The 13,590-nt window shown below is 74.8% G+C and carries 14 protein-coding genes and 3 pseudogenes; 7 read left to right on the top strand and 10 right to left on the bottom strand.

Annotated elements, in window-relative coordinates; all coding sequences use genetic code 11:
• Positions 1 to 73: 73 nt before the first annotated feature.
• On the top strand, positions 74 to 2,206 hold the full coding sequence (locus ABTY20_RS08380) for a SpoIIE family protein phosphatase (RefSeq protein WP_351996179.1): 2,133 nt from the start codon (positions 74 to 76) through the stop codon (positions 2,204 to 2,206).
• Positions 2,203 to 2,964, top strand: coding sequence for a ZIP family metal transporter (locus ABTY20_RS08375; protein ID WP_351996178.1), 762 nt, complete (start codon positions 2,203 to 2,205; stop codon positions 2,962 to 2,964). Before ABTY20_RS08380 ends, ABTY20_RS08375 begins: the two co-directional genes overlap by 4 nt.
• 53 nt (positions 2,965 to 3,017) lie before the next feature.
• Here ABTY20_RS08375 and ABTY20_RS08370 read toward each other — a convergent pair whose 3' ends face one another.
• Positions 3,018 to 3,386 carry a transglycosylase family protein gene (locus ABTY20_RS08370; protein WP_351996177.1) on the bottom strand — a complete coding sequence of 123 codons (369 nt, stop codon included), beginning with the start codon at positions 3,384 to 3,386 and terminating at the stop codon, positions 3,018 to 3,020.
• Between the two features lie 183 nt (positions 3,387 to 3,569).
• Positions 3,570 to 3,998 (bottom strand): annotated as a pseudogene (locus ABTY20_RS08365) (DoxX family protein); the annotation flags it as partial.
• Between ABTY20_RS08365 and ABTY20_RS08360 the strand changes: the two are divergent.
• Both ABTY20_RS08360 and ABTY20_RS08355 read left to right on the top strand, forming a co-directional pair.
• Positions 3,986 to 4,267, top strand: a pseudogene (locus tag ABTY20_RS08360) (mycothiol transferase); the annotation flags it as partial. The pseudogenes ABTY20_RS08365 and ABTY20_RS08360 overlap by 13 nt on opposite strands.
• A gap of 61 nt (positions 4,268 to 4,328) precedes the next feature.
• On the top strand, positions 4,329 to 5,228 hold the full coding sequence (locus ABTY20_RS08355) for an NAD-dependent protein deacetylase (protein ID WP_351996176.1): 900 nt from the start codon (positions 4,329 to 4,331) through the stop codon (positions 5,226 to 5,228).
• Between the two features lie 98 nt (positions 5,229 to 5,326).
• Here ABTY20_RS08355 and ABTY20_RS08350 read toward each other — a convergent pair whose 3' ends face one another.
• From ABTY20_RS08350 to ABTY20_RS08330, 5 genes are all read right to left on the bottom strand, one after another.
• Positions 5,327 to 5,734, bottom strand: a complete 408-nt coding sequence (locus tag ABTY20_RS08350) for a RidA family protein (protein WP_351996175.1) — start codon at positions 5,732 to 5,734, stop codon at positions 5,327 to 5,329.
• 156 nt (positions 5,735 to 5,890) lie between these two features.
• Positions 5,891 to 6,286, bottom strand: coding sequence for a hypothetical protein (locus ABTY20_RS08345; RefSeq protein WP_351996174.1), 396 nt, complete (start codon positions 6,284 to 6,286; stop codon positions 5,891 to 5,893).
• Complete coding sequence (locus ABTY20_RS08340) at positions 6,270 to 6,761, bottom strand: RNA polymerase sigma factor (protein ID WP_351996173.1); 492 nt, start codon at positions 6,759 to 6,761, stop codon at positions 6,270 to 6,272. The genes ABTY20_RS08345 and ABTY20_RS08340 overlap by 17 nt, the downstream gene beginning before the upstream one ends.
• A gap of 91 nt (positions 6,762 to 6,852) precedes the next feature.
• Positions 6,853 to 7,467 carry a class F sortase gene (locus ABTY20_RS08335; RefSeq protein ID WP_351996172.1) on the bottom strand — a complete coding sequence of 205 codons (615 nt, stop codon included), beginning with the start codon at positions 7,465 to 7,467 and terminating at the stop codon, positions 6,853 to 6,855.
• Entirely contained in the window at positions 7,464 to 7,826 is a 363-nt protein-coding gene (locus ABTY20_RS08330) for a sortase-dependent protein (RefSeq protein ID WP_351996171.1), read from the bottom strand. Before ABTY20_RS08330 ends, ABTY20_RS08335 begins: the two co-directional genes overlap by 4 nt.
• A 305-nt stretch (positions 7,827 to 8,131) precedes the next feature.
• On the opposite strand from ABTY20_RS08330, the gene ppdK reads away from it, so the two are divergent.
• A complete protein-coding gene (gene ppdK / locus ABTY20_RS08325; protein WP_351996170.1) occupies positions 8,132 to 10,828 on the top strand; it encodes a pyruvate, phosphate dikinase in 2,697 nt (898 codons plus the stop codon).
• 104 nt (positions 10,829 to 10,932) lie between these two features.
• On the opposite strand, the gene ABTY20_RS08320 is transcribed toward ppdK, so the two are convergent.
• Positions 10,933 to 11,541 carry a TetR/AcrR family transcriptional regulator gene (locus ABTY20_RS08320; RefSeq protein ID WP_351996169.1) on the bottom strand — a complete coding sequence of 203 codons (609 nt, stop codon included), beginning with the start codon at positions 11,539 to 11,541 and terminating at the stop codon, positions 10,933 to 10,935.
• A gap of 319 nt (positions 11,542 to 11,860) precedes the next feature.
• On the opposite strand from ABTY20_RS08320, the pseudogene ABTY20_RS08315 reads away from it, so the two are divergent.
• Together ABTY20_RS08315 and ABTY20_RS08310 are read left to right on the top strand one after the other, a co-directional pair.
• Positions 11,861 to 12,061, top strand: a pseudogene (locus tag ABTY20_RS08315) (aldo/keto reductase); the annotation flags it as partial.
• 164 nt (positions 12,062 to 12,225) lie between these two features.
• Positions 12,226 to 12,675: a spore-associated protein gene (locus ABTY20_RS08310; RefSeq protein ID WP_351996168.1), complete on the top strand. Its 450-nt coding sequence runs from the start codon at positions 12,226 to 12,228 to the stop codon at positions 12,673 to 12,675.
• Between the two features lie 191 nt (positions 12,676 to 12,866).
• Here the strand turns inward: ABTY20_RS08310 and ABTY20_RS08305 are convergent, their stop codons facing one another.
• Together ABTY20_RS08305 and ABTY20_RS08300 are read right to left on the bottom strand one after the other, a co-directional pair.
• Positions 12,867 to 13,088: a hypothetical protein gene (locus ABTY20_RS08305; RefSeq protein ID WP_351996167.1), complete on the bottom strand. Its 222-nt coding sequence runs from the start codon at positions 13,086 to 13,088 to the stop codon at positions 12,867 to 12,869.
• A 69-nt stretch (positions 13,089 to 13,157) separates the two neighbouring features.
• Positions 13,158 to 13,400, bottom strand: a complete 243-nt coding sequence (locus ABTY20_RS08300) for an acyl carrier protein (protein WP_351996166.1) — start codon at positions 13,398 to 13,400, stop codon at positions 13,158 to 13,160.
• Between the last annotated feature and the right edge of the window lie 190 nt (positions 13,401 to 13,590).

Raw genomic sequence — 13,590 nt, 5'->3', positions numbered from 1 at the left:
GCCGCCGGGGCCGCGCGCCCGGCGCGCCACCGGCGGCCGACCGGGAAGCCGATGAGGTTCGGGTGGGCGGCTGATGGAAACCGCGATGGCCGCCGTGGTGCGGGAGAGCGGCGCGTACGGCGGGCTGCTGTACGTGCTGCCGCCGGACGACGACGCCCTGTGGCTGGTCGTGGTGGCGGGAGCCCCGCACGAGCTCGCGACCCCGTGGCGGCGGATCGCGCTGACCGACCCGATGCCGGTGGCGGACGCCGTGCGCGAGCGGCGCCTGGTGTGGATCTCCGGGCAGGAGGAGCTGGCGCGCCGCTACCCGCGGCCGGCCCTCGTGCTGCCGTACGACTTCGCGCTCGCGGCCGCCCCGGTCGCGTCGGGCACCGCGGCCCTGGGCGGACTGGTGCTGCTGTGGTCCGGAGCCCATCCACCGCAGCTGGGTCCCGGCGAGCGCGATGCCATCGAGGCGGGCTGCCACCGTCTGGGCGGCCTCCTCCGGGAGGCCGCGGACCGCGGCGATCCGCTGCTGCCCGCCGGCCGGCCGCGGACCCTGCCCCTGCCGAAGGGACGCACGGTCCCGCCCGGCGAGGCGGCCGCGGTCGCGGCCTTCGTCGACCGCCTGCCCGGAGGCTCCTGCGCGCTGGACATGAACGGCCGCATGACCTTCGTCACCCCCGCCGCCACCGAACTCCTCGGCGCCGGGCCGGACGAGCTGGTGGGCGCCCTCCCGTGGGAGGCGCTGCCGTGGATGGACGTCCCCCAGGTCGAGGACCGCTACCGGGCCGCGCTGGTCAGCAACCGGCCGCAGGAGTTCACCGTCCTGCGTCCCCCGGACACCTGGCTGGCGTTCGAGCTGTACCCGGACCCCTCCGGCATCAGCGTCCGCATCACCCGCGCCGATCCGTCCGGGGACGCTTCCGCCACGTCGGCCGCGTCGGCCGCCGGCCCCAGCCGCGCGGTCCTGCTGTACCAGCTGATGCAGCTGGCGGCCACCCTGACCGAGGCCGTGGGCGTACAGGACGTGGCCGACCAGACCGCCGACCAGCTGCTGCCCGCCCTCGGCGCCCAGGGCATGGTGCTGATGGCCCCCGAGGACGGCCGGCTGAGGATCCTCGGCCACCGCGGCTACAGCCCCGAGCTCGTGGCCCGCTTCGACAGCGTCCCCCTGAGCACGGACATCCCCGCCGCCAGGGTCCTGACCACCGGCGTCCCGGGCTTCTTCACCACGTTCGCCGAGCTCCAGCGCGAGTACCCGGCGATGACCCACGAGGACGGGATGGCCGCCTGGGCCGTCCTGCCGCTGATCGCCTCCGGCCGCCCCAAGGGCTCCCTCCTCCTCTCCTACCGCCGGTCCCGCGCCTTCCCGCCCGGTGAACGCGCCGTCCTCACCTCGATGGCGGGCCTGGTGGGACAGGCCCTGGACCGCGCCCGCCTCTACGACACCAAACACGACCTCGCCCACCGTCTGCAGTCCGCCCTGCTGCCGCACACGCTCCCCCGCGTCCCCGGCCTGAAGGTGGCCGCGCGCTACCTCCCGGCGGCCCGGGGCCTGGGCATCGGCGGCGACTTCTACGACCTCATCCGCCTCGACGAGCACACCGCAGGCGCCACCATCGGCGACGTACAGGGCCACAACGTGGACGCCGCGGCGCTCATGGGGCAGGTCCGCACCGCCGTCCACGCCCACGCCACCGTGGGCTCGGCCCCCGATCAGGTCCTGGCCGGCACCAACCGGCTGCTCACCGACCTCGAGCCGGGCCTGTTCACCAGCTGCCTCTACGTCCACCTCGACCTCGCCGGCCGTCGCGCCTGCACGGCCACCGCCGGCCACCCGCCGCCCCTGCTCCGTCACGCCGACGGACGCACCGAGGTCCTCCCGGTCACCCCCGGTCTCCTCCTCGGCATCGAGCCGGACTCCCGCTACCCGGCCCTGGAGTTCCCCCTGCCGGCCGACTGCGTGCTCGCCCTCTACACCGACGGGCTCGTCGAGGCTCCCGGAGTGGACATCGATGACGCGACCGCGGCCCTCGCGGGGCTCCTCGAGGACGCGGACCCGGCCGACCTCGACGCCATGGCCGACACTCTCATCCGCCACGCCCCCACCCCGGGCGACGACATCGCCCTGCTCCTCATCAGCCCGGTGGACGAGGAGGCGGCCGGGCCACGGCGCCGCAGGCCGGCCGTGACCCGGCCCGCGACGGGTACCGGGGACCCATGACACACGTGCTTCAGGCGGGTTGGTGGGGGCTGGTTGCGGGATCGGCCCTGCTGGTCGGGGCGGCGCTGGGATACGGGCTGCGGATCCCGCAGAAGGTGATCGCGACGGTGATGGCCTTCGGCGCCGGGGTGCTGCTGTCGGCCGTCAGCTTCGAACTGGTCGGGGAGGCCTACGACCAGGCCGGGCTGGCTCCCGCGGCCGTCGGCACACTGGCCGGCGCGGTGGCCTACACCGCGGGCAACCTGTGGCTGGCCCGCCGCGGCGCCCGGCACCGCAAGCGCTCGGGCCACCGGCGGGAACAGGCGCAGCCGTCCGAGGGTCAGCAGGCCGGCTCCGGCCTCGCGCTCGCCTTCGGGGCGCTGCTCGACGGCGTCCCGGAGTCCGCGGTCATCGGCGTGAGCCTGCTCGACGGCGGAGCGGTGAGCCTGGTGACCGTGGCGGCGGTGTTCATCAGCAACGTCCCCGAGGGGATGTCCAGTTCGGCGGGCATGAAGAAGGCGGGCCGCGGCAAGGCCTACGTCTTCGGGGTGTGGGCCGCCATCGCCGCCGCGAGCACCCTCGCGGCGGTCCTCGGCTACACGGTGATCGGGGACTTCTCCCCGGCCGTGATCGCCGCCGTGACCGCGGTGGCCGCCGGGGCGATCCTGGCGATGATCGCCGACACGATGATCCCCGAGGCGTTCGAGGACGCCCACCTGGCCATCGGGCTGGTCACCGTGAGCGGCTTCCTGGTGTCGTTCGCCCTCTCCCACGGCTGAGCCGTACGCACGCGGGAGCCGCTTCCCGCGGCCGGGCGGAGCGGGCCGGTGGGTCAGGCGCAGGACCAGGCCGACATTCCCTGGAGCCGGGCCAGGCGTTCGGCCACGATGATCTGTTCCTCGCGGGTCGCCAGGTCCGCGCGCGGGGCGTACTCGAGTCCCCCGGCCGCGACCCAGCTCGACTGTGCGAACTGCAGGCCGCCGTAGTGGCCGTTGCCGGTGTTCGCCTGCCAGTCGCCGCCGGACTCGCACGCGGCGATGGCGTCCCAGTCGACCCCCCGGGGCGCCGACGGCGAGGACGCCTTCGCCTCGGCGGTCACCCCCAGCGCGGTCGTGGCGATCAGGACGATCGCGGCGGCCCGGATCCGGCTTCTCAGCGGACCCCGCACGTCACCCGGGGAGGCATTTCGTCTATGGATCATAGGGAACTGTTACACCGGGCCGGCGCGCGGCCGCTCGCCGGCGGCCGTCTCCTTGCCCCGGACGGGGGACGCCGCCAGGCCTTCGGCCGAAGATCCTCCCTCCGCGGCGCCTCCCGGTCCGGCGGCACCGGTCCGGCCGGGCCACCGCTCTCCCGCGGCTCCTCCACGCCCTGCCCGGACGCGGGGGGACGCCGCGGCGTCCCCGCCCGCACCGGAACGCGGCAGGCCCGTCAGGGACAGGGCGCCCGGCCCGAAGAAGGCCAGCAGCAGGAAGCCCCAGCAGAACAGCGCCGGTGCCAGACCGCCGTTCTGCAGCGGGAACAGACCGTCCTGCTGGTGCTCGGTGAAGTAGGCGAAGGCCATGGCTCCCGAGCTGAGGAACGCCGCGCCACGGGTCGCCCATCCGAGGAGCACCAGGGCACCGCAGACGAGTTCGATCACGCCCGCGTACCAGAACGGCCAGTCACCCGCCGGGGCGGCCTTCCTGCCCAGCACGCCGAAGACCGTGGCGACGCCCTCACTGGTGAACAGCAGGCCCAGGACGACGCGGAACAGGCCCAGGACGAGCGGTTGGTGGCGGGCCAGCCGGTCACTCGCGCGTGCGGTGCTCATCGTCGCGTACTCCTCGGGTAGGCCGGTGCGGCGGGGCGGGCCGGCACCGGGAGTCACCCGTGCGAGAGGCCCGCCGCCCTCCTCTTACGTGCCTACCGGTCCCACCGTTCAGCCGGGCCCGCCGCTCGTCGCCGCCGGCCGGAAAGGGGCTGCCGGGCGGCGCACCCCTCCCCCGGCCGAGCGGTCCCGCTCCGGGTGTCCGCTGGGCGTCCACCCGCATGGTCGAGGGGGCCGGGCGCCACACCGGCCACGCGGACGTCCTCCGTGAACGGATCGACGGGACGACCGGACGCCGGCCGTCCGGGAGGACGGGCACCGTACCCTGGCCGCATGCGTATGCGCCCCACCCTGAGCTGGACCCCCGAGGAAGACCTGCCGCCGGGTTCCACGGATCCGGAGCCGGTCGTCGACGCGCTGGGCACCGGCGGTGTGCTGGTGCTCAGCGGGGCGGGCATCTCCACGGAGTCGGGCATCCCCGACTACCGGGGCGAGGGCGGGAGCCTGAGCCGTCACACGCCGATGACCTACCAGGACTTCACCGGCAGCGCCCTGGCCCGGCGTCGGTACTGGGCGCGCAGCCACCTCGGCTGGCGCACCTTCCGTCGTGCCCTGCCCAACGCCGGGCACCGGGCCGTGGCCGCGTTCGGAAGGCAGGGGCTGCTGTCGGGAGTGATCACCCAGAACGTCGACGGCCTGCACCAGGCCGCCGGCAGCGAGGGGGTGGTGGAGCTCCACGGCAGCCTGGACCGGGTCGTCTGCCTCTCCTGCGGCGCCCTCGGTCCGCGCCACGAACTCGCCCGGCGGCTGGAGGAGGCCAACGCGGGCTTCGCGCCGGTGGCCGCGGGCATCAACCCCGACGGTGACGCCGACCTCACCGACGAGCAGGTCGGGGACTTCCGCGTGGTGCCCTGCGCGGTCTGCGGCGGCGTCCTCAAACCGGACGTGGTGTTCTTCGGCGAGAACGTGCCGCCGCGGCGGGTCGCGCACTGCCGCGCGCTGGTCCGCGAGGCGTCCTCGCTGCTCGTGCTGGGATCGTCGCTGACGGTGATGTCCGGCCTCCGCTTCGTCCGCCAGGCCGCCCAGGCCGGCACACCGGTGCTGATCGTCAACCGGGACCCGACCCGGGGCGACCGGCACGCCGTCACCCGGGTCGCGCTCCCCCTGGGGGCGGCCCTCACCGCCGTGGCCGACCGGCTGGGCATCGCGGTGGACGACCGGCCGGCGGCCTGACTCCTGCCACCGCGCCGTCGGCGGGCGGGCGGACGCCGACCGGGGGGCGGCCGGCCCGCCGCCCCGCGGCCCCCGCTTGCGGTACGGCGCGCGGCCCGTCAGTCGAGGACCGCGACGGCTTCGATCTCGACGAGGTGCTCGGGGACGTCGAGTGCCGCCACGCCCAGGAGGGTGGCCGGCGGGGTCGGGGTGACGCCCAGCTTCGCGGCCGCGCGGGAGATCCCCTCCAGGAGCAGGGGCATCTTGTCGGGGGTCCAGTCGACGACGTGGACCGTCAGCTTCGCCACGTCGTCGAAGGAGCCGCCGGCCCCGGCCAGGGCGGTGCCGATGTTGAGGTAGCACTGCTCGACCTGCGCGGCGAGGTCGCCCGCCCCGACCGTGACCCCCTCCGCGTCCCAGGCGACCTGCCCCGCGACGAAGACCAGCCGCGAGCCGGATGCGACGGACACCTGCCGGTAGACGTCCGTCCTCAACAGCCCGTCGGGGTTCATCAGAGTGATGGCCATGCTGTCCGCTCCTTGCCGTACAAGACCCTTGTGGTCACTTGCGGTTACTCGGAAACCATAGGAGAGGGATCGCTGACCTGGAAGAACGCACTTTTCGGTGACTGGGTAACCTCATGGTGACCCAGTGGTTCAAGGACTCGGCCCGGCCGTACGGGGTCACCGCGGGCCGGGCGCGGGGACGACCCCGCTCGCCGGGGTCGTGGGACTGTCGGTCGGGGGCCGGGGGACGGGGCGGGGCTCGGCGGACTCCGGTGGCCGCGACGGGGTGGGCGTGGGGGACGGGCCGCTCACCGCGGGCGGGGCGAGAGGGACCGTCGGGGACACCGGGCCGTCGGGGGCCGACGGCCACAGAGGGAGCGCGACGAGGACGGCGACGGCGCAGGTCAGTCCGGCCCCGACGGCGGCGCGGGCCAGTCGACGCCGTGCCGCGCCGCGGCGGATCTCCTCGTACCGGCCGGCAGGCGGGCCGAGGCGGTCGGAGGTGGGCCGCAGGAGGACGGCGAGGGGATCGTCCGGGTCGAACTCCGGATCGTCGTCAACGTGTGTGATCAAGGCTTCTCCTCAGGTGGGCTCGGAGCAGTTCCCGGGCCGCGTGGAGGTCGGCCTTGACGGTTCCCTCCTTGCGTCCGGTCACCGCGGACACCTCCCGGATCGGCAGGTCGGCGTAGTAGTGCAGCAGGACAGGGACGCGCAGTCGTTCCGGCAGCGCCTGCACGAGCAGGCGCACGGACGGGTCGGACTGCTCGGCGTGCGGGCGGACGGCGGTCTCGGCGGTGACGCGGTGCACGGCTCTGCGCTCGCGCTCGAGTTTGCGCCAGTGGTCCCGGACGAGGTTGGCCGCCGTGACGTAGAGGAAGCCCCGGGGCTCGGCCACGGACGTCCAACGGGCCCACAGCCGGGTGAACGCCTCCGAGGCGATCTCGTGGGCCGTCTCGTCGTCGTCGACCAGCCGGCGGCACCAGCCGGCGAGGCGCGGGTAGAGGGCGGCGAAGAGCTCGGACGCCGCCTGCTCTCTGGACCGTTTCAACGCTCTCCATGATCGTGGCGGTAATGGGTGTCGTGGGATCCGTCGGGCCCGGGGCCCGGGCGCACGGCCCGGGCCCCGGGGCGCCGGCGGGTCAGGGACTCGCGGAGGTCAGCGCGGCGAACACGATCACGTTGTCGCGGTACTCGTCGCCGGTGCGCGGGCCACCACAGGTGATGAGCCGCAGCTCCGGCCGGCCGACGTCACCGTAGACCGCGTCCGTCGGGAACTCCGCCTTGGCGACCGTCCGGACCGAGTCGACGGCGAACACCGGCGCCGCGCCGTTCTCCAGGCGTGCCACGATCCCGTCCCCCCGGCGCAGACGCGCGAGGTGGCGGAAGACGCCGTCCCCGTGGGAGCCGACCGTGACATGGCCGAGGATCACCGACGGGCCCCGCTGGCCGGGCGTCGGCGAGTGCCGGTACCAGCCCGCGCGGTCGTGGGCGGTGACCGGAGGCACCTGGACCGTGCGGTCCGGAGACAGTCCCAGCCGGATGACCGGGGTGTCGACCCCGATGGCCGGTATCTCCAGTCCGACCGGGACCGAACGCCCGAGGACGCGCGCCGGCTTCGCGGAGGACCGGTCCGGCGGAGCCGCGCTCCCGGGGGGTTCCCCGACGGGCCCGCGGGTCCGGTGGCCGCCACCGCAGCCGACCAGCAGCGCGGCCGTCGCAGCGGTGGCGAAGGCACGCCTGGAGAGCGGTGTCACGCCGTGTTCGCCCGTCGGCGACGCACGAGGACGACCGTCGCGCCGGCGGCGAGCACCGCGGCGGCGCTCCCGCCGATCAGCGCGCCGTCGGCTCCGGGCTCCGCGGCCTCGGACACGACTCCGGTGTCGGGCGCGCCGCTCGGCACGACGGTGACCCCGCCGGGGGCCGCCGACGGGTCCGATGCGTCGCTCTCGGCCGGTACGGGGCTGGGGTCCGCGGCGTCGGCCGGGACCGGCGAGTCGCCGGGGGCCGCGGTGGCCGCGGGCACCGGGGAGGGTCCGTCGGCGAACGCGGGGACCGTGCCCGCCAGTACGGCGGTGCAGGCGAGTGCCGTGGCACTGAGGACGGTTCGGCGCATGGTCGCTCTCTTTCGTCGGTCCGCCCGCACGGTGGCCCGGCGGGCTGGGTGGTGGATCGTGCGGAGAGACGAGGCGGCGACGGCACGGGTTGTAAAGAACGGGCAAAGGACGCTTCCGGGTGGCGGTCCGGCCGGCGGAGGCGGCCCGGCGGCCGCCGAGGGCGCCGTCCGGGCGGCGGGGAGCACCGCCGGCGGACGGCGGCGGGGTCCACCGGTCCCGTGTCCGGGCCGGCCGGCGCCTCGCGCCGGGAACCCGCCGCCCCGACGCTGGATGCATCAGGCCTCTAGTGGAGGAGCACGGTGTCATGGTCCGTTACGTGTACGACTTCGCCGAGGGCGGTCGCGAGATGGCCGGTCTGCTCGGCGGCAAGGGCTCGAACCTGGCCGAGATGACCCGGCTCGGGCTGCCGGTCCCGCCGGGTTTCGTCATCACCACCGAGGCGTGCCGGTCCTTCCTCACCACCGGCGGCGAGCCCGAGGGCATGTCACGGGAGATCTCCGACCACCTGGCGGCCGTCGAGGAGGCCGCGGGCCGGCGGCTGGGACAGCCGGACGATCCCCTGCTGGTGTCCGTCCGCTCCGGCGCGAGGTTCTCCATGCCCGGCATGATGGAGACGATCCTCGACATCGGCCTGAACGACGACTCCGTCACGGGCCTGGCCGAGGCCTCCGGCAGCGACCGCTTCGCCTGGGACTCCTACCGCCGCCTCGTGCAGATGTTCGGCAGCACGGTCATGGGTGTCGAGGCCGGACTGTTCGAGCGGGCGATGACCGGGCTCAAGGAGGCGCGGGGCGCCCCGGACGACGTGCACCTGGAGGCCGGTGACCTGGCCGGGCTGGTGGAGACGTACAAGAACCTGATCCGCCGGGAGACGGGCGAGGACTTCCCGCAGTCGCCCGCCGAGCAGCTGCGCCGGGCGGTCCTGGCCGTCTTCGAGTCCTGGAACGGCGAACGCGCCCGCCTGTACCGGCGGCGCGAGCACATCGCCGACGACCTGGGCACCGCCGTCAGTGTGCAGCGCATGGTCTTCGGCAACCTCGGCCCCGACTCCGGCAGCGGCGTCGCCTTCACCCGCGACCCGGCCACCGGGCGCCGGGGCCCGTACGGCGACTACCTGCCCGACGCCCAGGGCGAGGACGTCGTCGCCGGCATCCGCAACACCGTGCCGCTGAGCGAGCTGGAGCACCTGGACCCCGGGTCGTACGCCCGGCTGCGGACGCACATGGAGACCCTGGAGCGGCACTACCGGGACCTGTGCGACATCGAGTTCACCATCGAGCGCGGCACGCTGTGGATGCTCCAGACCCGGGTCGGCAAGCGCACCGCCGAGGCGGCCTTCGTCCTCGCCGCCGCCCTCGCCGACGAAGGGCTCATCACCCCGGACGAGGGCCTCGCCCGGGTGAGCGGCGAGGGCCTGGCCCGGCTGATGTTCCCGCGCTTCGACACCTCGGAGCACGGCGACCCGCTCGCCCGCGGCCTCCCGGCCTCACCCGGCGCCGCGGTCGGCGCGGCCGTCTTCGACTCGGCGGAGGCGGTGCGGCGCGCCGCGGCCGGCGAGAAGGTGGTGCTGGTCCGGCAGGAGACCACCCCCGACGACCTGCCCGGCATGATCGCCGCCCAGGCGGTGCTCACCAGCCGCGGCGGCAAGACCAGCCACGCCGCCGTCGTCGCCCGCGGGATGGGCAAGGTCTGTGTGTGCGGCGCCGAGGAACTCACCGTGGACACCGGGGCCCGCCGCCTCACCACCGCGGACGGCACCGTCGTCGCGGAGGGCACGGTCATCTCCGTGGACGGCTCCGCCGGCGCCGTGTACCCGGGGGCGGTGCCCCTCGTCGACTCGGCGGTCATGCGGTTCCTGGAGACCGGTGGGACCGGCGGGGAAGCGGCCGGGGCGGTCGACGCGGTGGCGCGGGCGCTGACACGGGCCGACACCGTGCGGCGGCTTCAGGTGCGGGCCAATGCCGACACCCCCGAGGACGCCGCCCGGGCCCGCCGGTTCGGTGCGCAGGGCATCGGGCTGTGCCGCACCGAGCACATGTTCCTCGGCGAGCGCCGCAAGCTGGTGGAGCAGATGATCCTGGCCGACACGGACGCCGGGCGCGAGCGGGCCCTGGCGGACCTCCTGCCGCTCCAGCGGCAGGACTTCACGGCCATCCTGGAGGCGATGGACGGCCTGCCGGTCACCATCCGGCTCCTCGACCCGCCGCTGCACGAGTTCCTGCCCGACCGCACCGACCTGGCGGTGCGGATCGCCGCCACCGAGGCCCGCGGCGAGCAGTCGGACCCGCACGACGCCGAACTGCTGGCCGCGGTGAACCGGATGCACGAGGAGAACCCGATGCTCGGGCTGCGCGGTGTGCGGCTGGGGCTGGTGGTTCCCGGCCTGGTCGCCATGCAGGTCCGGGCCATCGGCGAGGCCGTCGCCGCACGCACCCGGGCCGGCGGCGCCCCCCGGGCGGAGATCATGGTCCCGCTCGTCGGCGACGTCCGCGAACTGCGCCTCGTACGCGAGGAGGTGCGACGGGTGCTGGCCGAGGTCTCCGAGACGTCGGGCGTGCCGGTCACGTGCCCCGTCGGCACCATGATCGAGCTGCCCAGGGCGGCGCTGACGGCGGGCCGGATCGCCGAGGAGGCGGAGTTCTTCTCCTTCGGCACCAACGACCTGACCCAGACCACCTGGGGCTTCTCCCGCGACGACGTCGAGGCGGAGTTCTTCTCCGCCTACCTCGACAAGGGCGTCTTCCCCACGTCGCCGTTCGAGACGCTCGACCGCGACGGCGTGGGCCGGCTGGTGCGCATCGCCGTCACCGAGGGCCGCGCCACCCGCCCGGACCTCAAGACCGGCGTGTGCGGCGAACACGGCGGCGACCCCGACTCGGTGCACTTCTTCCACACCACCGGACTGGACTACGTCTCCTGCTCCCCCTTCCGGGTCCCGGTGGCCCGGCTTGAGGCCGGACGGGCCGCACTGGAGGACACCGAGGGGAGCGACGGCAGGTGACCGGGCGGCGCCGTGTCCGGCGATCCGGCGGTCGCCGTGCGCAGCCTTCCCGCCCGTGGAGCGGGAGACCGGCCGGAGGTGCGGCACGGCGCGCGCGGTGTCCCTCACCGGCCGGGAAGGCCGTGCCGGGGTGAGCCCAGCCCCGCGACGAGAAGCCCGACCAGCCGGCGCGCGTCGTAGCGGGGGTCGTTCTCCGCGCCGATGCACAGGTTCCCGACACCACGCATGAGCGCGTAGGCGTCGATGTCGGAGCGGATCTCACCGGCGGCCGCGGCGGCTTCGAGCAACTGGGCGCAGACCGGCACGAGACGGTCGAGGAAGTAGGTGTGCAGGGCGCCGAAGCCGGCCTCGTCGGAGTGCAGCACGGCGGCGAGCCCGTGCTTGGTGACCAGGAAGTCGACGAAGAGCGAGATCCACTCCCCCAGTGCCGCGTGCGGGGTCGCGCCGGAGGCCAGCAGGGCCGGGCCGGCCTCGGCGCAGGCGTCGACCTGGTGCCGGTAGACGGCGATGATGAGGTCCGCCCGCGTCGGGAAGTGGCGGTAGATCGTGCCCAGCCCGACGCCGGCCCGGGCCGCGATGTCACGGACCGGCGCGTCCACGCCCGACGTGACGAAGACCGCGGCGGCGGCGTCGAGCAGGTTCTCCTTGTTGCGCCGGGCGTCCTTGCGCCGGGACGGAGTCACGCCTCCGGCGCCCTCGTCACTGTCGCTCACCGCGCCGCTCCCTTCGCCCGTCACCACGTACCACTCCCCTGTGCCATGCGCCACGTGCCCCGCACCGCCCGCCAAAACGGAACAACGCTCTGCATATTTTCGGAACACGGTTCCGTTTGGTCATGATGCCAGAGCGGGCACCGGCCACCAAGCCGTGCGCCGCCACCGTCACCCCACCCCGCACCGAGGAGACACGACCATGCAGTACCGCACTCTGGGCCTCACCGGCGTCCAGGTCAGCACCCTCGCGCTCGGCGCGATGAACTTCGGCACGATCGGACGCACCACCCAGGAGGAGGCCACCGCCGTCGTCGACGCCGCGCACCCGGCCGTGACCAGCGCCCTCATCGGACCGCGCACACCGGACCACCTGAGCTCCCAGCTCGCCGCCGCCGACACCGTGCTCACCGCCGACGTGCTCGACGCGATCGACTCCGTCGTCGCCCCGGGCACCGACCTGGCCGCGCACGAGAAGCACGACACCCCGCCCGCGCTGCTCGAGGCGTCCCTGTGGCGCCGCCGACGGGCCTCCCCCGGCACGCACGGGGGCCGGGCCGCGGCCCCGGCACCCACCGCCCCCCGCCGCGCGCCCGGTGTCCGCCGTCGAACACGGCACAACCATTCGCGCGGCCCGCGGGTCACACCGGACAGGAGCAACCGCTCCAAGAGCCGCAAGGGGGAAATATGAGATTCAGCCGTTCCGTGCTGGCCGCATCCGCGTTGGCCGCCCTGTCGGTGGGGACCGCCACCGCCCTGGCCTCACCGGCCTCGGCCGCACCCAACACCACCCCGCAGAAGGTCTGCGGAAGCGCCTACAAGACCGTGAACTCGGCGGCCGTCGGCTCCCTGGGCACCGTCTACCTGACGTACAACGCGGCCAACGGCCTGAACTGCGTCGCGACCATCCGCAACAACCCCGGCACCGCCCTGGACATGTCCGCGTGGGCCTACGTCCCCGACACCGAGGAGGGCGCCCAGGACGACGGGCGGTTCACCTCGTACGCGGGGCCGGCCCGCGTCTACGGCAAGGGCCACTGCGTGGACTGGGGCGGCAGCATCGACACCGTGTACGTCCAGGTGTACGGCTCCAACTGCGGCGCCCTGAAGGAGCACCGGGTCACCTTCACCCGCTGACCCGCGCCTGCTGACGGACCACCTCGCCCCGGCGGGGCCGCGCGGCCCCGCCGGGGCTCCGGCGTGCCGCCCGGCGTCCCGCACGGCACGCACCTCCGGGGGGGGCAGGTGTGGGGAGAGCCCGTCGGCAGCCGTACGGGGGGCCACCGGGTCCGGGGCTGCCCGGAGCCGCGACGTCCCCGGCGCACCGGTCAGCCGTGAGCGCTCCACACGTCCGGGCCGCCGCCGCGCCACTCCACCGTCGCGGACCGGCGCAGCCAGTCGTCGTCGACGCTCTCCAGTCCCGCGAGGCGCAGTAACTCCACCACGTCCAGCATTCCGTACGCCATCCCGAGGAACCGCGCGCCGCCGCGGACACGCCGACCGCCGTCCTCGCCGGGGGGATAGATCACGATGGGCCGGTCGTTCGCCATGGCACCAGCGTGCGGGGCGCCCCGCCCGCCCGCACGCCGGGCGGTCACCGACCGGGCGGGGCCCCGCGGTCAGCCGACGGCCGGCCCGGCCTCCTCGGTACCGGACAGCCGGACGAGGTGGCGGTGGCAGCGGGCCGCGCGTTCCGAGTCCTGTTCCATGACCTCCCGGAAGAAGTCGGCGATCTCCTGGTGACCCGCGTTCTCCGCGTCCCGGACGTACTGGCCGTAGTCGTGACCCGCCTTCAGCGCGTGGTACTGCACGGAGATCAGGTCGTACACGACGTCGCTGAAGCCCGTCTCACCGGTTGCCATGAGTCCTCCCGCGCGTGTGGGAACAGCTCCGGGAGCCGGGTATCACCTCCCCGCCCGGTGAAACCGGGGCCCCGTCACGGCCTCCCGGCCGGCGGATGGCCGCGGAACCGGTGGACGGGCGTGGCCGGGACCCGGAGGCCGGCCCCGCGTCGATCCCGATCCCGCGCGGGTGTGCGAGCAGCTCTCCCCT

Source organism: Streptomyces sp. NPDC126497 (assembly GCF_040302425.1).
Lineage (GTDB): Bacteria > Actinomycetota > Actinomycetes > Streptomycetales > Streptomycetaceae > Streptomyces.
This window is presented reverse-complemented; position numbering and strand designations above follow the sequence as displayed.

What these genes read in the sequence shown, in the direction of transcription:
- ABTY20_RS08305 (WP_351996167.1), bottom strand. Translation starts at nt 13,088, where the DNA reads ATGGCGAACGACCGGCCCATCGTGATCTATCCCCCCGGCGAGGACGGC.
- ABTY20_RS08380 (WP_351996179.1), top strand. Translation starts at nt 74, where the DNA reads ATGGAAACCGCGATGGCCGCCGTGGTGCGGGAGAGCGGCGCGTACGGC.
- ABTY20_RS08310 (WP_351996168.1), top strand. Translation starts at nt 12,226, where the DNA reads ATGAGATTCAGCCGTTCCGTGCTGGCCGCATCCGCGTTGGCCGCCCTG.
- ppdK (WP_351996170.1), top strand. Translation starts at nt 8,132, where the DNA reads ATGGTCCGTTACGTGTACGACTTCGCCGAGGGCGGTCGCGAGATGGCC.
- ABTY20_RS08370 (WP_351996177.1), bottom strand. Translation starts at nt 3,386, where the DNA reads ATGATCCATAGACGAAATGCCTCCCCGGGTGACGTGCGGGGTCCGCTG.
- ABTY20_RS08375 (WP_351996178.1), top strand. Translation starts at nt 2,203, where the DNA reads ATGACACACGTGCTTCAGGCGGGTTGGTGGGGGCTGGTTGCGGGATCG.
- ABTY20_RS08350 (WP_351996175.1), bottom strand. Translation starts at nt 5,734, where the DNA reads ATGGCCATCACTCTGATGAACCCCGACGGGCTGTTGAGGACGGACGTC.
- ABTY20_RS08300 (WP_351996166.1), bottom strand. Translation starts at nt 13,400, where the DNA reads ATGGCAACCGGTGAGACGGGCTTCAGCGACGTCGTGTACGACCTGATC.
- ABTY20_RS08355 (WP_351996176.1), top strand. Translation starts at nt 4,329, where the DNA reads ATGCGTATGCGCCCCACCCTGAGCTGGACCCCCGAGGAAGACCTGCCG.
- ABTY20_RS08330 (WP_351996171.1), bottom strand. Translation starts at nt 7,826, where the DNA reads ATGCGCCGAACCGTCCTCAGTGCCACGGCACTCGCCTGCACCGCCGTA.